Annotated in this window: 11 protein-coding genes and 1 pseudogene; 2 read left to right on the top strand and 10 right to left on the bottom strand. The window is 47.8% G+C overall.

Translation table 11 applies throughout. The annotated features are described in order from the left end of the window. Positions 1 to 6: 6 nt before the first annotated feature. On the top strand, positions 7 to 291 hold the full coding sequence (locus P6910_RS21215; RefSeq protein ID WP_317146601.1) for a hypothetical protein: 285 nt from the start codon (positions 7 to 9) through the stop codon (positions 289 to 291). A 39-nt stretch (positions 292 to 330) separates the two neighbouring features. On the opposite strand, the pseudogene P6910_RS21210 reads toward P6910_RS21215, so the two are convergent. From P6910_RS21210 to P6910_RS21200, 3 genes and pseudogenes are all read right to left on the bottom strand, one after another. Continuing rightward, positions 331 to 594 (bottom strand): annotated as a pseudogene (locus P6910_RS21210) (ISNCY family transposase); the annotation flags it as partial. Between the two features lie 99 nt (positions 595 to 693). Further along, entirely contained in the window at positions 694 to 1,836 is a 1,143-nt protein-coding gene (locus P6910_RS21205; protein WP_317143249.1) for an RNA-guided endonuclease TnpB family protein, read from the bottom strand. Between the two features lie 71 nt (positions 1,837 to 1,907). Continuing rightward, the gene (locus P6910_RS21200; RefSeq protein ID WP_317143248.1) at positions 1,908 to 2,132 is read right to left on the bottom strand and encodes a recombinase family protein; all 225 of its coding nucleotides are present in this window, start codon (positions 2,130 to 2,132) and stop codon (positions 1,908 to 1,910) included. A 202-nt stretch (positions 2,133 to 2,334) separates the two neighbouring features. Here P6910_RS21200 and P6910_RS21195 point away from each other — a divergent pair, with 202 nt between their 5' ends. Then, complete coding sequence (locus P6910_RS21195; protein ID WP_317143247.1) at positions 2,335 to 2,664, top strand: hypothetical protein; 330 nt, start codon at positions 2,335 to 2,337, stop codon at positions 2,662 to 2,664. A gap of 53 nt (positions 2,665 to 2,717) precedes the next feature. Here P6910_RS21195 and P6910_RS21190 read toward each other — a convergent pair whose 3' ends face one another. From P6910_RS21190 to P6910_RS21160, 7 genes are all read right to left on the bottom strand, one after another. Next, complete coding sequence (locus P6910_RS21190; RefSeq protein WP_317143246.1) at positions 2,718 to 4,376, bottom strand: hypothetical protein; 1,659 nt, start codon at positions 4,374 to 4,376, stop codon at positions 2,718 to 2,720. 530 nt (positions 4,377 to 4,906) lie between these two features. Further along, positions 4,907 to 6,535, bottom strand: coding sequence for a hypothetical protein (locus P6910_RS21185; RefSeq protein WP_317143245.1), 1,629 nt, complete (start codon positions 6,533 to 6,535; stop codon positions 4,907 to 4,909). A 196-nt stretch (positions 6,536 to 6,731) separates the two neighbouring features. Beyond that, on the bottom strand, positions 6,732 to 8,369 hold the full coding sequence (locus tag P6910_RS21180) for a hypothetical protein (RefSeq protein ID WP_317143244.1): 1,638 nt from the start codon (positions 8,367 to 8,369) through the stop codon (positions 6,732 to 6,734). A 211-nt stretch (positions 8,370 to 8,580) separates the two neighbouring features. Beyond that, complete coding sequence (locus P6910_RS21175; RefSeq protein ID WP_317143243.1) at positions 8,581 to 10,374, bottom strand: hypothetical protein; 1,794 nt, start codon at positions 10,372 to 10,374, stop codon at positions 8,581 to 8,583. A gap of 206 nt (positions 10,375 to 10,580) precedes the next feature. Then, positions 10,581 to 12,374 carry a hypothetical protein gene (locus P6910_RS21170; protein WP_317143242.1) on the bottom strand — a complete coding sequence of 598 codons (1,794 nt, stop codon included), beginning with the start codon at positions 12,372 to 12,374 and terminating at the stop codon, positions 10,581 to 10,583. A gap of 208 nt (positions 12,375 to 12,582) precedes the next feature. After that, complete coding sequence (locus tag P6910_RS21165; protein ID WP_317143241.1) at positions 12,583 to 14,976, bottom strand: hypothetical protein; 2,394 nt, start codon at positions 14,974 to 14,976, stop codon at positions 12,583 to 12,585. A 263-nt stretch (positions 14,977 to 15,239) separates the two neighbouring features. After that, positions 15,240 to 17,315: a hypothetical protein gene (locus P6910_RS21160; protein WP_317143240.1), complete on the bottom strand. Its 2,076-nt coding sequence runs from the start codon at positions 17,313 to 17,315 to the stop codon at positions 15,240 to 15,242. Positions 17,316 to 17,396: the final 81 nt, after the last annotated feature.

The raw sequence follows: 17,396 nt of genomic DNA, 5'->3' as shown, positions 1-17,396 counted from the left end.
ACATCCATGGTCGCCTCATTGGAAAAAGCCTGTGCTGATGTTGCCCGGGGGCTGGATTGGGAGCCTTTTGACACTGGCCTGCTGGCCAATATGAGTCAAGATGTGCACACCGTATTTGAAGAGGCGGTAAGACTTCGAGATCGTGTCGGAAGGCCGTTCCGGTTGCCGGTTAACCAGCAGCAGGATGCCCAGAGTAAAGAGCCAACGTCTGTGCAGGCTTTACCGGGACAGCCTACGCGAGAGTGGGGTTATACGCGATTCGTCGTGTATCCATGGTGGCGGCGTAGATAAGTCTGGATAATTACAGATTATGTCAGATTTTATGACCGAGTTTTCTTTTGACCAGAAACCCCTGTCATAACTGACTTGTGATACCTGGGGAAAACGCTGTTTGGCACCTTCCGCAATAGGTACAGTCACTTGGTCGTCCGTCTGTTTTTCCATGACCAGATGATGCAGGGTAAAGCCAAACTGATCCTGTAATACGCAGACTCTGAGGCCAAGCTCTACAGGGGTTACAGCCTTACCGTTGCTGATCCATTCGGTATGACGATCGAACAAAGAAAAAACCTTCTCATTATGAGTGATGCTTTCATGCAAGCGGGGAATGTCATCCGCTACTAAAAATCTAACATAATCTGTAATTATGTAGACTTATCTACGCCGTCGACATGGATGCACGACGAATCGTGTCTAACTCCACTCTTGCGTAGGGTTTAGGGTCTGGGCGACCCCGTCGAGCTGTAACCTGTCTCGACCGTAATTATCAAGGTTCAAACTCGCACTGTAATCCCTATCATGCAGAGTTTTACATTTTGGACACCGCCACTCACGATCAGACAGGGTGAGATTGTCATTTATGTAGTCGCAAGTATGAACTGCACATTTCTTCGAGCTGGGAAAGAACCGATCTGCAATCACAACCTGACATCCTCGCAGCTCTGCCTTGTATTCAACCAGTTCTCTCAGCTTACCGAAACCTGCGTCACTGATTGCTCTTGCCAGTTTGCGGTTTTTTACCATGCCTTTGACATTCAGATTTTCGAGGGTGATTATTTTGAATCTTGACGTCAGATAATCACTTACCTCATGTAGTACGGCTGATCGCTGGTTACTTATCCGGTAATGCAGTTTGGCAACCGCTCGCTTGGCTTTCACATAGCGGTTGTTTCCCTTTGTTTTGCGGCTTAACGCCCTCTGTTTCCTGTTAAGGCGTTTCAGAGAGCCTTTCAGTTTCTGATTAGCAGCAAAGGTTTTGCCATTCGAACAAATAGCTAAATCTTTGATGCCAAAATCAACGCCCACAGACTCATTGCTTTGTGCTTTTAGGTCGTAATCCTGAGTGTCTACCAAAATAGAAGCGAAATACTTTCCGGCTCGCTTACTGATCGTCACCTGACAGGGTGTTCCTGTGAACCTCAGCTCCTGGCGCATCTTGATGCGGGTTTTCAGTTTCTCAATGCGAAGTGTTCTGCCATCAACATCAAACTTGGGTTTTTCTCTGAGAGAAAAACTGTCGTGTAGTCCTCGCTTCTTGAATCTTGGATAACCTGCTTTTTCTCCTTTCTTCACCCGACGAAAGAAGTGAGTAAAGGCGTCATGAAGATCGTCGATTGTGTTCCTGGTGACACGTTGGCTGACTTCGGCATACCAGGGAAACTCAAGCCTGAGTTCCTGGTATTTTTCATTCGCAGCCTTCTTTGACCATTTAACGCCTTCTTTATTGAAATGGGCTAACAGTTGATTGAACGCATGACGACGAGAACCACAAGCTCTATCAAGATAATCGGCTTGTTGTTTTGTCGGGCTGAGTTCAATCTTGTGAGCTAACAACATCTCGCAAAGTCTCAAGCATTTTTTCGTATAACCTGAGTTCGCCAACCTTTTGCAGAACAGCAGGCTTCCAGTCACTCTTGCTGCCTGTCTAAGTCTGGCTTTTGGTCGTGACCGGATACTCTGCAATAGCAAAGCGTAGGCGCAGCTTCGTTACTGTAGCCCATCAATTCAGACACGTCGTAGTAACGAGCTCCGCCTTTGGTCTTTCTGGCAGGAAGCAGCTCACCTGTATTTTCCGATTTCCGTAGTGTTATTGGGTCTGTACCAAGTAAACGAGCTGCCTCACCTATCTTCACTAATCACTTATCCATGCTTGAGATTTTATAAGATAATTTTAGATTATAATAGATTTCTGCGAACTGTTTTTAACCCTTGACCTGAGATTGAATGTAATGGCAGAAATATCAACCTCGCCAAGCTGCATTTGTGGATTAATGGTCTGGCGTATAAGTTCGGAAACGGCCTGTTTTGGAAGATCTTCGTTCCTTAAATTAGGCTATGAGTCGCTATTTTCAAGTATTTGAGGGTTTACGGACGGGCACTAAATATGCATGTTCCATTGTTAAAAATCTTCTGGTGACACTCCCCGCCTTGTCGAGGCTGTCGCAAAACCCTCTCCAGCGAGGGAACGAGTTGACTCCCGTCATTCCCGACTTCATTCTCGTCATTCCCGACTTCATTCTCGTCATTCCCGCGAAGGCGGGAATCCACACAGACTCACCACCAGAACCATACTGCCCGATGCCCCCTTGGCCTTGTCATCCCCGAGAAGGCAGAGATCCACCGTTGGCGCTGGATTCCCGCCTTCGCGGGAATGACGACCTCTGAGCATGGGAACAAGCTGTTGGAGTTTTGCGACACCCTCGACAAGGCGGGGAGTGTCACTTGTACGGTTTTCTTTTTCTGTCCGCTGAGTCATCGTTCTGTTGCACATTAACAGGCTTGCGTTTTCGATGTTTTTTTTTGTGAATCATCAGGGCGTGAGAGTTTTCGCAGATCATCCCGCATGACCGCGCTTGGCCATTTTTAGCGGCCACGTTGACATCGCAGGTTTGTTGTCCGGTGTGGTTTCTTCTTTTGTGAGCCGACAAGGCTTGAGAATTTTTGCAGATCATCCCGCATGGCCGCGGCTGGCCATCCCTCTCGGTCAGGATCACGCTACAGATTTTTTTTCCTGTGTGGTAATAGCTTCTATGAGTCGTCAGGGTATGTAGATTCATCAGGACCATCCCGCATGGCCGCTCCTGGCCATCCTGCCCTAAAACGGTCATGTTACAGGTTTGTTGACTGCTGTGGACGGTTCTTTTGTGATCCGAGCGGGCTTTAGTGCTCTTGCAGACCGCTCCACACGGACGCAGCTGGCCATCCTCCCCAGTTACGTTTACGATACAGATTCGTTGCCCGCTGTGGACTCTGGTTTTGTGATTCGTCAGGGAATTAGCATTCTTGCAGACCGCCCCGCATGGTCGCTGCAGGCCATCCTCACCGACCACGATCACTTTACAGGTTTTTTGTCCTGTGTGCTGGCTACTTCTGTGTGTTGCCAGGGATTGAATATTCTGGAAGAGCCTTCCGCATGGCTGCGGCTGGCCATCACGCCCGACCACGGTCAGGTCACAGGTTTGTTGCCCGGTGTGTGTTTTTCTTTTGTGATGTCGCAGGGCTTGAGCATTCTTGCAGATCATCCCGCATGGCCGTTCTTTGCGATCCTCCCCGACCACAGTCGCATCACAGGTTTTTTGCCTGTTGTGGCCTTCAGGTTGCATTGCCGCTGTCTGTGAGTGATGAGGTTGGTACTGATTCCATACGAATGATTCAGTGGTTGTTGTTTGTGTTTCTGAATGGGCAAGTTTAAAGATAATCTTGTCTTCTCCGTGATGGCTCTGCATTTCGAGTGAGCCTTCAAGCACAGAATCATTATCGGTGGAAGGCCGTTCTCCCGGTATTGGTGCGTCATAGTTGAGTGGCACAATGGCGTCAGATGTACAGGCGACCCTGTCTATGGCGACCCCGTCAGTGTCGCTATCAATGCCAACGGGTTGTGGGTCGTAATTGTATCGGCGTTCAATCTCAGAAAGATCACTCGATGTTTTGAAAGGTGAGTTTTTCTGGAAGTCTGTAATGTGTAGAGGATTCAAATGACCTATACAGCTCAGGCATTGTCCATCAGCCAAGTGGGGGCATGAGCTTTCTCCGTCATTCATTGTCCACAGAGGGGGCTCGGTGCTATCGGATGATGATCGGAATCGACAAACGCCGTTACAGGGATAAACGTAACAATTTAAATCCAAACTATGTGAGGGTTGCTGAGGGTCTTCGTTGCCGCCGGCATAGTCTGTATTGCGCGAGGGGGCAAAAGAGGCTTTACGGGCAGTGGTTGTCTCCGGAGCTTGCTGGCAAGATGATTTTGATGGCGAATATTGTTCCTGGTTTTGTCCAGAGCCAAACATTATAGTGATGGACGCAAACGGGAGACCCTGACTCGCCTGTTGTTCAATCGGTTTAAACAGCCATGAATCGGGATTCCAGTGGCTTTTCAAAAGCCAACTGACAACCACTTCTAACGGTAGCCATGCATAAGGGCTGGAGTTCAGAGGTGGACCTTTGGTGGTCAGGATAAGTTGGTAAGCAACCAGCAGATTTGTGGCGTAAATCAGTCGCCACGAAATAGTCTCAATGATGGTTGTTTTTACCCGAAAAGCGCCAGACTTGCGGCATTTGTTTTCAGGTCGCAGATCTGATCCTGAATAGCCTTTTGTGTCGGCAATATCTGACGGTTTGCACGGTAATGTACGACGGTGGCTATTTATAGCAAAGTTCTTTTTTGGAGAGTCTGCATTCTGTTCAAGCTCGACAATAAAGTGACTTGTCGATGATTCGGCCTGACAGATGATGCAAAACGACAGAAGCGTCCACAGCAGAAACGTAGAGGGTATGTGTTTAATAATTATATCCTTGCGTTCTGGTCTACAAAGAGGAAGGATAGATCAAAAAAATAAGCCTGTTTTTCTGTCAAAAACCTTTTGAAAAAGAACCAATATTTAAGGGTAAAGATTGCTGCTGATTAATTTTATGGAAGGCTGGGTGTCAGATCATGACTGAAGTTATTGTCCTGATCCATATCTACATGCTTTCGCCTTCTATGTATCCTTTTGTGTTCCGTCAAAGCATGTGAACTATTGCAGACCTTGCCGCATGTCCTTAGCTGACCATCCTCCCCGATCACTTTCAGGTCACAGGCTTGTTGCCCGGAGTGGTATCTTCTTTTGTGATCCGAGAGGATTTTAGTACTCTTGCAGATCTTACTGCACGGCTGCGACAGTCCATCCTCCTTGACTACTTGCACGTCACAGGTTCTTCGCCCGGAGTGGTGTCCACTTTTGTGATCCGACAGGGCACCAGCATTTCTGCAGATCCTTCCGCATGGCCATTGCTGGCCATTTTTCCTGAACACTAACACATCACAGGCTTTTTGCTCGGTATGGTTTCTGCTTTTATGAGCCGACAGGGCTTTGGCATTCTTGCAAACTTTCCCGCATGGTCTCAGCTGGCCATGACCCCCGACTACGCTTACCTCACAGGTTCGTTGCCCGGTGTGGTTTTTTCTTCTGTGATCCCGCAGGGTTCTGGCATTTTTGCAAACCTTTCCGCATCGCCATTCCAGGCCATCTTCCCCGACCACCGTCATTTCACAGGTTGGTTGCGTACTCTGGTCTGTCGCTCTTATTGGAGATATCCGGGAAAGATGAGTTGTGCTTGAGGCCGGTTGGAATGCTTCTGTTTTTGTTTCTTGTGCTTCTGACTTTCCCATTGAGGGGTTGGAATGGCAAGGCGTAAAGGAAATACCGGCTTGTTCTGGAAGACTGTGACCACGCAGACTGAGTAACCCTTTTATTATAACCCAATCATCAGTGGTGACAGGCGAACTCCGGAGTGTTGGTGCAGCATCATTGATTGGCCCGGAAGGATTAGTAATTGCTGCCTCTGCACTCATTGAATGTGTATTATCGGGTGATGGTCGTAATCTACAAACGCCATGACAGGGATAGATGTAACAATTTAAACTTAAAGTGTGTGATTGAGGTTGAGGGCCTTCGTTATCGTCGGCAGAGTCAGAATACTGGAGATAAGTGAAATAGCCTGCAGGTTGGCTTGTGGGTTTTGGAGCGTGCTGGCCGAATGATTGTGACGGAGGGTGTTGTGGTTGGTCATGTCTGGAGCCAAACATTCTGGTAACGGTTGCAGGCAGGTGCCCTCTTCTTGTCAGCATAGATGTTGCTTCTTGTTGTTCAATCGAGTTAAACAGCGATGAATCCGGCTTCCAATAGCTGCTTAAAAGCCAACTGACAGCGACAACCACTTCTACGGACAATGAATAAAGATTGGAGTTCGCAGGGGAGTCTTTGATGGTCACCACCAGCTTGTGAGCTACGAGCAGATTCGTGGCATAAAGCCATTGCCAGGGTATTGACTCGATGCTGGTCATTTTAACTCGGTAATCGCCCACTCTGTGTCGTTTGTCATCAGGTGGCAGGTCAGGTTCTGTATAGCCGTCTGTGTCGGCAATGTTTGACGGGTCTTCCGAAAATGTACGCCGCCCAGGCTTTGTAGCAAAGTTCTGTTTTGGAGAACCAGCATCCTGTACAAGTTCAACAACAAAATGACTTCTCAAAGGTTCAGCCCGACAGATGATAGACAATGACGGTAGCAGCAAAAGCGATGTAGCATAGATTAGGTATTTAATAATTCTATCCTTGTATACTGGTATTCAGAGAGGAAGGATAGATCAAGAAAATAAGCGTTTTTGTTATGTCAAAGACCTTTTTTTAAAACCTTCTGTTAAAAAGCAAAGTTTGCAATGTGCAAAACCTCATGGTCTGTTATCAGATCGGGTATTACTTATTCACTTTACTTTTTTGAAGGCTGAGATCATTGTCCTGCTCCGTATCGACGGATTTGCGTTTTTGATGCATTCTTTTGTGTGCCGACAGGGCTTGAGTATTCTTGCAGACCTTCCCGCATAGCCGCTGCAGGCCATCCTCTGTGACCAAGGTTATGTAACAGGTTTTTTGCCCACTGTGGTATTTGCTTTTGTGAACCGACAGAGATGGAGCATTCTTGCAAATCTTTCCGCACGGTCGCTGCTGGCCGTCCTCCTCGACCATTGTCATGTTACAGGTTTTTTGTCCGGAGTGTTCTCTGTTTTTGTGATTCGACAGACTTTTAGAACTCTTACAGACTTTTCTACATGACCGCTGCTGGCCATCATCCTCAATGATTGTCATGTTACAGGTTTGTTGCCCAGTGTGGTTTCTTCTTTTGTGATCGAACAGGGCTTGAACACTTTTGCAGAGCCTCTCGCATGGTCGTTGTTGACCATTTTCCCCAGCCACTGCCACGTCACAGATTTTTTTATCGGTGTGATGTCCGCCTTTGTGACTCGACAGACTTGCTGCATTCTTGAAGACCTTCCCGCATAGTTGCTGTCTGCCATCGTCCCCGACCACAGTCAGGTCACAAGTTTTTTGGCCGGTGTGGTATCTACTTTTATGAGACGACAGGGTTTTAGCATTCTTTGAGATCATACCGCAAGGCCTCTGCCGGCCATCTTGACTGACCACTGTCCTGTCACAAACATGTTGCCCGGTTTTGTGATCCGACTGGAATGATCCTGTTGTTTGTTGTGTTTCTGAAGTACCCATTGGGGTTAAGGCATGGGCAAGTGTATGGGGCATTCCGGTTTCATCGTGAAGATTGTGATTACCTAAATTGAGTAACCCGTTGATTAAAATCAGGTCCTCAGTGGTGAGATGTATATTCTCGAGCATTTGCGCATCATTAAGCGGCCATTGAGTAGACTCTCTGCTATCGAATGATGTACGCAATCGACAAACACCATGACAGGGATGGACGAAACAAGTTAAATCTAAAGTGTGTGAGCGTTGTTCAGGGCTTTCGTTACCGTTGCCAGAGTCAAAATAGATGGAGTGAGTGAAATAGCCGTTAGCAGAGGTTGTGGCTTGTGGGGCTTTCTGGCCGTTTGGTCCTGGAGGCTGGTATTGTGTCGGGTTATGTTCAGATCCAAACATTGTACTGATGGTGGCAGACGGACGGTTCCCCGGTGTCAACATAAATGCCGCCTGTAGTTCAACCAGGTTAAACAGAGGTGAATCGGGGTGCCAATAGTTTTTTAAAAGCAAGCCGACAGCTATAAGCGCTTCTAAAGGTAGCCATGAATAAGGTTTGGAATACCTGGGAGTGTCTCTGGTAATCAGGATCAGTTCGTAAGCAACCAGCAGATTCGTGGTGTAAAGCCATTGCCATGAAATAGATTCAATGATGGTTGTTTTTAGCTCGCAACCGAACGGTCTGTGCCGTTTGTCATCAGGCAGCGAATCTGATCCTGCATAGGCGTTTGTACGGGCAACTTCTGTAGGGTCTTCCGAAAATGTACGACGATCACTCTTTATGTAAAAGTTCTGCCTTGTAGAAACTGGGTTCTGTTCAAGCTCAGCATTAAAACATCCTGCCAACAATTCGCCCTGACAGGCGACAGAAAAAGATAGTAGCAGCAATAGCAGTGAAGCAAAGGGGGAGTGTTTAATAATTCTATCCTTGTGTTCTGGTTTACAGAGAGGAAGGATAGACCAAGAAAATAAGTGTGTTTTTCTGTTAAAAAACGCCTGTTAAAAATCAAAGGCTACACTGGGCAAAACTTCTTGAAAGCTCAGATAAGATAGCTAATTATTTCACTTTATCTGCCTGAAGACTGAGGTCATCCTTCCGGTCCAGATCATCAGGTTTGCGTTTTCGATGTATTCTTTTGTGATTCGACAGGTCTGAAGCATTTTTGCAGACCTTCCCGCATGGCTGTGGCTGGCCATCCTCCCCCAGCACGGATGTGTTGCAGGTTTTTTGCCCGCTGTGCTCTCTGTTTTTGTGAGATGACAGGGCTTTTGTATTCTTGCAAGCCTTCCCGCATGGCTGCTGTTGACCATTGTCACCGATCAGGGTTACGTCACAGGTTCGCTGTCTGCTGTGGTATCTGCTTTTGTGATCCGATAGGGCCTGAGCGTTCTTGCAGAGAGTCCCGCATGACCGCTGCTGGCCATCCTTTTCGATGACTGTCAGGGCGCAGGTTCGTTGCCCGGTGTGGACTCTGCTTTTGTGAACCGACAGAGCTTGTGCATTCTTGCAGGACCTTCCGCATGGTCGCTGCAGGCCATTTACTCCGACCACTGTTATGTCACAGGTTTGTTGTCTGGTGTGGTATCTTCTTATGTGATTCGACAGGCTTTTCACATTCTTGCAGACAGCCCCACATGGCTGCAGCTGGCCATTTTCCCACACCACGGCTACATCACAGATTTGTTGTCCGGTGTGGTCTCGTTTTTTGTGCTCTGACAAGGCTTTACCATTCTTACAGATTGTCCTGCATAGCTGCTCCTGACCATCCTCTTTGACCACTATCACGGTACAGGTTTTTTGCCCGGTATGGTATCTGCTTTTGTGAACCGACAGGGCGCGAGCATTCTTGCAGGTCTTGCCGCATGGTCGATGTTGGCCATCTTCCTCTATCAGGGGCACCTTACAGGTTCGTTGCCCGCTGTGTCTTGCCAGGTTTGTACCTGTCTTGGAAAGATAAGGTGGGCTTTGATCCAATTGGGTCGATGCCGTTGCCGTTTGTAGTATTTCTGAAGTCCCCATTGGGGGTGTGAAATGGCTAAGTGTAAAGGGGATTCCGGTTTCTCCGAGAGAACTACGATTACGCAGATTGAGTAACCCGCTGATTATAACCAAATCATCAGAGGTGACGGACGCGTTCCCGGGCATTCGCACATCATCAGGCGACGATTGAGCCGACTCTCTGTTATCGGAAGATACACGGAATCGACAAACGCCCTGACAGGGATCGACGAAACAATTTAAACCTAAAGTGTGTGAGTGTTGTTCAGGAGCTTCGTCACCGTCGCCAGAGTCAGAATGCAAGAGATAAGTGAAATAAAAGACAGCCTGAGTGGTGGCTTGTGGAGCATGCTGGCCGGAAGAGTCTGGCGGTGGGTATTCTGGTGAGTTATGTCCAGAGTCAAACATTGTCGTGATGGTCACAAACGGGTGTTTTCCCTGTGTCAACATAGACTTTGCCTGTTGTTCAACGGGGTTAAACAGTAGTGAATTCTGGTTCCAACAGCTTCTTAAAAGCGAACCGGCAGCAAACGATACTTCTACAGGTAGCCATGAATCAGAATTGGAGTCTGGATTAGCTTTTCTGTTGGTCAGGATCAGTTCGTAAGCAACCAGCAGGTTCGTGGCGTAAAGCAATTGCCAAGAGATAGACTTGATGATGGTTGCTTTTGCTTCGTAATAACCGGACCTGTGTAGTTTGTTATCAGACTGTGAGTATGATCCTGAGTTGCCGTTTGTGTCAGTAATGTCTGATGGGTGGCCTGACAATGTATCCAGGTCACGTTTTATTGAGAAGGAATGTTTTGGAGAGCCTGCACTCTGTTCAAGCTCGACTATTAAACTTCTTGTCAACACTTCAGCCTGACAGAGGACACATAACGAAAGTATTGGCAACAGCAGTGCCGCAAAGAGTGAGTGTTTAATAATTCTATCCTTGCTTTCTGGTTTAAAGATAGAAGATTAGATCAAGAAAATAATCGTGTTTTGCTATCAAATCCTTCTGTCAGAAATCAAAGGCCATACAGGGCAAACCTTATGAATGGACTGGAGTCAGATCTTTACTTATTCACTTTACCTTCTTGATGACTGAGGTCATCGTTCCGATCGACATCAACAGGTTTGCGTTTTCGGTGCGCTCTTTTGTGATTCGCCATGACCTGGGGATTCTTGCAGACTTTTCCGCATGGTTGTGGCTGCCCATCCTGTCCGATAACTGTTAAGTAACAGATTTCTGGCTTCCTGTGCCTGAGGCTTTTGTGACACGACAGGGCTCCGGCATTCTTGCAGATTGTACCGCATGGCTGTTGCTGGCCATCCTGCCCGACCACCATTACGTCACAGGTTTGTTGCCCGGTGTGCGCTCTTCTTTTGTGATCCAAAAGAGCTTTAGCATTTTTGCAGACCTTTCCGCACGGGTGCGACTGGTCATCGTCACCGGCTACTATCAGTTCACAGGTTTTTTGCCCGGTGTGGTACTTGCTTTTGTGAACCGACAGGACTTTAGTGTTTCTGCAGATCGTCCCGCATAGTCGCTTTTGGCCATTCTTCCCGACCACGGTCAGGTTACAGGTTTGTTGTCTGGTGTGGTGTATTCTTTTGTGATCCAGAAGATGTTGAGCATTCTTGCAGGTCTTTCCGCATGAGCGTTTCTGGCCATCTTCTCCGGACACGGTTACATCACAGATTTGTTGTCCGGTGTGGTCTCTTCTTTTGTGATACAGCAGGGCGTATGTATTCATGAATAACCTTCTGCATGGCTGCTGCTTGCCATCTTTCCCGACGACTATTGCCTTACAGGCTTTGAGCCCGGTGTGGTATCTGCTTTTGTGAACTGACAGGGCTTGAGTACTCTTGCAGACCGACCAGCATGGTCGCTGCTTGCCATTCTTACCGACCAGTGTCAGGTCACAGATTAGTTGCCTGCTGCCGTCTGTGGCTTGCTTTGGGCGTTTCTGGGAAAGAGGGCTCGGGCTTTGACCTGATGGTGATGATCCTGTTGTTTCTTGTGTTTCTGAAGTCCCCATTGGGGGGGAGTGGGCAGGCGTGGAAGAACATCCGGTTTCCTTGAGAAGCTCAGGCTTACTTAGACTGATTAATCCATTGATTATGATCAAATCATCAGAGATGGCAGACGGAATCCCGGGCGTCTGCGCATTATCAAGTGGCCATTCAGCTGGCTCTCTGCCAGTGGATGATGCCCGGAATTGACAAACGCCATGACAGGGATCGACGAAACAATTTAAAGCTAAAGTGTGTGAGTGTTGTTCAGGGCGTTCACTACCGTCGCCTGAATCAGGAAAAAGGAGGTGGCTGAAACAGCTCATAACCCGGGTGGTGGCTGGTGGAGCTTGCTGGCCGGATGATTCTGACGGCGGCTGTTGTGATGGGTTACATCCGGAGCCAAACATTGTGATGATGGTCGCAAACGGGTGATTCTTGTGTGTCGACATAGATGTAGCCTGTCGTTCAATCGGGTTAAACAAAAGTGAATCCTGGTTCCAATAGCCTTTTAAAAGGCAGCCGACAGCCACAGCCACTTCTACAGGCAGCCATGAATAAGGGGTGGAGTTCGGTTGAGTGTCTTTGATGCTCAGGATCAGTTCGTAAGCAATCAGCAGATTCGTGACGTAAAGCCACTGCCATGAAATCGACTCAATGAGGTTCGTTTTTACGCCGTAACTGCCGGGTTTGTGTGGTTTGTCGTCAGGCGGTATGTCTGATCTCAAATAGCCGTTTGTTTCAGTAATGTCTGACTGGCAACCCGGCAATGTATTCAGGCCACGTTTTATAGTGAAGTTCTGTTTTGGAGAACCTGCATTCAGTTCAAGCTCGATTATGAAACTTCTTGTCAATACTTCCGCCTGACAGATGACAGATAACAACAGTAGCTGCAACAGCAGTGCCACAAAGAGTGAGTGTTTAATAATTCTATTCTTGCTTTCCGGTTTAAAGAGAGGAAGGATAGATCAAGAAAATAAACGTGTTTTGCTATCAAAACCTTCTGCTAGAAATCAAAGGCTGCACAGGGTAAAACCTCATGAATGGGCTGGAGTCAGATCTTTACTTATTCACTTTATCTTCTTGATGACTGAACTCATTGTTCCGGTCGGCATCAGCAGGTTTGCGTTTTCGGTGCGCTCTTTTGTGATTCGACAGTTCCTGAGCATTTTTGCAGAGCATCCCGCATGGTCGCGGCTGACCCTCCTCTGTGATCACGATCATATTGCAGGATTGTTGCCGGGTGTGATCTCTTCTTTTGTGATCCGACAGCGCTTGAGCATTCTTGCAGATCCTACCGCATGGCTGCTGCTGGCCATTCTCTCCTCCCAAGGTCACGTCACATTTTTTTTGCCCGCTGTGGACTCTGTTTTTGTGAGATGAAAGAGATTGAAGATTTTTGAAGACTACTTCACAGGGTCTTGGCTGGCCATCTTTGCCGACTCCTGTTAGATCACAGGTTTTTTGCCCGCTGTGGGCATATTTTTTGTGATTCCTCAGGGTGCGAGTATCGCTGAAGATCTTCCCGCATGGTCGTTGCTTCCCATCTTTTTCGTCTACTGTCAAATCACAGGCTTGCTGCTCGCCATGGACTCTTCTTTTGTGATCCGACAGGATTTTAGAATTATTGCAGAGCTTTCCACAGATTCGCTCCTGGTTGTCCTCGCCGAGCATGGTCGCGCCACAGGTTCGTTGGCTGCTGTGGTATTTGCTTCTGTGGGAGTAGAGGGCTTGAATATTCTTGCAGGTCTTTTCGCATGGCTGCGGCCGGCCATCCTCCCCGACCACGATCATGCTACAGGTTCGTTGCCCGCTGTGGTCCATTCTTTTGTGTTCTATCAGGGCTCTTACATTCTTACAGACCACCCCGCATGGCCCCGGCTGTTCATTCTCTCCAACCACAGTTTCGCCACAGATTTTTTGCCCGCTGTGTTCTTTTCTTTTGTGATCCCTGAGGGCGCTATTGTTCTTGCAGACTTTCCCGCACCGCTGCTGCTGGCCGTCTACCCCGCCCGGGGCTTCAGAACAGGTTTGTTGCCCGGAGTGTTTTCCTCTCATGTGATTCGACATGGTTTTAGCATTCTTGCAGATCTTACCGTACGGTTGCAGCAGGCCATCCTTCCAAACCACTGGCGCGTCACAGATTTGTTGCCCGCTGTGGTTTATCCTTTTGTGATTTGTCAGGGCACTGCGATTCTTAAAGATTGTTCCGCATAGTCGCTCCTCACCATCTTCCCCGACCATTATCTCGTCACAGGTTTTTGGCCCACTGTGATATCTGCTTTTGTGAACCGAAAGGGCATCAGCACTCTTGCAGGTGGTCCCGCATGGCCGTGGCTGGTCATCTTCCCCGACTATGGTCAAGACACAGGTTTGTTGCCCGCTTTTGTCCTTGTTTTGTACTCTGCCTGTGCGGGCAAAATGAAGAGGGGGTTGACCCAGTCCGGTTGATCCTGCTTTTGCTTGTTGTGTTTCTGATGCCACTATCGGAGCAGGGAAACGGGTAAGCGTAGAAGAAGTCAGGGCTTTTTCGAGAGGACTATGATTACCCAGATCGAGTAACCCGTTGATTATAATCAAATCATCAGGGGTGGGAGGCACATTCCCGGTCATTCGCGCATCATCAGGTTGATGAGGCTGGGGCTGAAACTGTTGGCAAGAAGCACATTGGCGTTGAATTGCAGGAGGATTATTCAATGTTTCTAAAGGCGGGGTTTGTCGGGCATCTGCAGTATTTAAAGAATCAAAATTATGTATGCAGCTCAGGCAGTGTCCATCAGTTGAATGGGGGCGTGTGTTTTGTCCGGATGTTTCTCCTGTGCGGCCTGTTGTACTTTCTTCGGAATTCAGAGGCCATTCAGTGGCCCCTCTGGCAGCGGAGAATGGTCGGAATTGACAAATGCCATGACAGGGATGGATGAAACAATTTAAACCTAAACTGTGTGATTGTTGTTCAGAACCTCCGTCACCGCCGTCTGAATCAGGATGAAGGAAACCAGTGAAAAAGCCTGCAGGATGACTAGTGGCTTGTGGGGCTTGCTGACCCGATGATTCTGGAGGCTGATATTGTTCCGGGTTATCTCCAGAGCCATGCACTGTAATGATGCTTGAGAGCCGGTGATCATCCTGTGTCAACATAGATGCCGCCTGTAGTTCGATCGGGTTAAAAAGCGGAGAATCAGGGGGCCAATAGTTTTTTAAAAGCCAGCCGACAGCGACAATCACTTCTACGGGTAGCCAATAATAAGGGTTGGAGTTTAGAAGGGAGGTTTTACTAGTCAGGACCAGTTCGTAAGCAACCAGCAGCTTTCTGGCGTAGAGCCATTGCCAGGTAATCGACTCAATGATGATTGTTTTTACCCTGCAACCGAGTTGTTTGTGTCGTTTATAATAAGATGATGAAAATGATCTTGCGAAGTGGTTTGTGTCGAAAATATCTTTCGGGGTTTCAGGCAATATACGGCGAAAGCTATTTATATAAGATTTTTGTTTTTGAGAGACAGTTATCTGTTCAAGCTCGACAGTAAAACGCCCTGCCAATGGTTCGGCCTGACAGGCGACCGGCAGCAGCAGTAGCAGTAGCAGTAGCAGTAATAGTGATGCCGAATAGAGTGAGTGTTTAATAATTCTATCCCTGCATTCTGGTATACAGAGAGGAAGGATAGATCAAGAAAAGAAATGTGTTTTTGTGTCCTCCTCATGAAGGGGCAGTTGTCAGATCAGGGGGGGATGTCATTGGCCTGGTCCGCATCAACAGGCTTGCGTTTTAGATGCATTCTTTTATGTTCAGACAGGATTTGAGCATTATGACAGGCTGTTCGGCATAGCCGCTGCTGGCCGTCTGCCCCTACAACTCTTACTGCACAGGACTGTTGATTCCTATGGAATCTGCTTTTGTGATTTGAAAAGGCTCCGGCATTTTTGCTAACCGTTCCGCATGGCCGATGCAGACCATCTTCCCCGACCACGGTTATGTCACAGGTTTTTTGTCCGGAGTGGTGTCTTCTTTTGTGATTAGACAGGGCCAGATAGTTCTTACAGAGCGTTCCGCATGACCTCTGCAGTCCACCTTCATCGATTATTGTCAGACCACAGGTTTGTGGCCCGCTATGCACTCTGTTTTTGTGTTGCAGCAGGGACAGTCTGTTCTTGCAGATTATTGCGCATGGCTGCTTTTGATCATCCTTTCCGACCACGGTCAGGTCGCAGATTTTTTGCCCAGTGTGTTCTTTGTTTCCATGATCCGACAAGGCTCTGGCAGTCATGCAAACTCTTCCGCATGGTCGCTGCCTGCCATCCTCCCCGACTACAGTCACGTTACAGGTTTTTTGTACGGTATGCTCTCTGTTCTTGTGAAGAATCAGAGTTTGTGTATTCTTGCATACGGCTCCGCATGGGCGCTGTTGGCCATCTTCCCCGACCAGGGTCCGGTTACAGGTTTTTTGCCCGCTGTGGTATCTGTTTTTGTGAGTCAACATGGCTCTGGCATTTTTGCAGATACTTCCACATGTTCGTTGCTGGCCATCCTCCCCGATTATGGTCAGGTTACAGGTTTGTTGCGCTGTGTGGTATCTATTTTTGTGATTCCAGAGGGCTCTGATATCCTTGCAGATACTACCACATAGACGTTGCTGGCCACCCTCACCGACTACTGTCAGGTTACAGGTTTTTTGCCTCGTGTCGTTTTTTATTTTGTTTTTCGACAGGGCTGGTTGGCAATGATTAGTCCCCTTGAAAGGAAAACAACCCGGAGGTGAAGTGCCTGCCGATTCAAGTGCGTATTTTTGAGAGCTTTCGTTGTCTGGTGTCGTGAATATAATCTTGTCGGGTGCTTCCAGGGTTTGTATTGCAGCTGTCTGTAAAAGATGAGATGCGCTTTGGCTTAATTGAAATGATTCTGTTGTTGGTTGTGTTGCTGAAGTCCCCGTTGAGGATGTTGAATGGGTAAGCGTACAGGAAATCCCGGTTTCTCCGGGAAGACTGTGACCGCGTAGATTGAATAACCCCTTGACTATTAACCAGTCGTCAGAGGAAACAGGTAATTGCCCGAACTTTGGCTCATCACTATTGAGTGGCTTTTCAGCGGCCTCTCTGCCATCAGGTGGTCGGAATCGACAAACGCCATGACAGGGATGTATGAGACAATTTAAACTCAAAGTATGTGAGCGTTGTTCAGAGCCCTCGTTACCGTCGCCAGAGTCAGAATGCATAAGATGAGTGAAATAACCTATAGATTGGGTGGTGGTCTGTGTCGCCTGCTGTCCGGAAGATTCTGGTGGTTGGGATTGTGGCGAGTTATGTCCGGAACCAAACATTGTAGTGATGGTCGCAAATGGATGAGTCCCCTGTCTCGATATAGATACTGCCTGCTGTTCAATCGGGTTAACCCGCCCCGAATCGGGGTTCCAATAGTTTTTTAAAAGCCAACCGACAACCATCTCTACAGTTAACCATGAATAAGGGGTGGGGTGCAGGGGAGTGTCATTGGTGGTCAGGGTCAGTTCGTATGCAACCAGCAGATTCGTGGCGTAGAGCCATTGCCACGAAATCGACTCAATAATCGTCGTTTTGACCACGCAACCAACGGGTTTGTGTCTTTTAGCATCGGACGATGAAGTTGATCTTGAGTATTCGTTAGTGTCGACAATGTCTGACGGAGTGTCTGCTAGTGTCCGATGGTAACGACTGATATAAAAGTTTTGTTTTTGAGAACCATTATTCTCTTCAAACTCGACAGTAAAACGCCCCGTCCATCGTTCTGCATGACAGACGACAGACAACAAAAATAGTAACATCGGTGCTGCCACAAAGAGTGAGTGTTTAATGGTTCTATCCTTGTTTTCTGGCATACAGAGAGGAAGGATAGATCAAGTAAA

It is taken from the genome of Endozoicomonas sp. 8E (assembly GCF_032883915.1).
GTDB lineage: Bacteria > Pseudomonadota > Gammaproteobacteria > Pseudomonadales > Endozoicomonadaceae > Endozoicomonas_A.
The sequence above is the reverse complement of the archived record's forward strand: the minus strand, read 5'-3'. Positions and strand labels throughout refer to the sequence as shown.

Excerpts from the sequence above, each read along its gene's own strand:
- P6910_RS21215 (WP_317146601.1), top strand. The coding sequence starts at position 7 with ATGGTCGCCTCATTGGAAAAAGCCTGTGCTGATGTTGCCCGGGGGCTG.
- P6910_RS21205 (WP_317143249.1), bottom strand. The coding sequence starts at position 1,836 with ATGTTGTTAGCTCACAAGATTGAACTCAGCCCGACAAAACAACAAGCC.
- P6910_RS21195 (WP_317143247.1), top strand. The coding sequence starts at position 2,335 with ATGAGTCGCTATTTTCAAGTATTTGAGGGTTTACGGACGGGCACTAAA.
- P6910_RS21160 (WP_317143240.1), bottom strand. The coding sequence starts at position 17,315 with ATGTTACTATTTTTGTTGTCTGTCGTCTGTCATGCAGAACGATGGACG.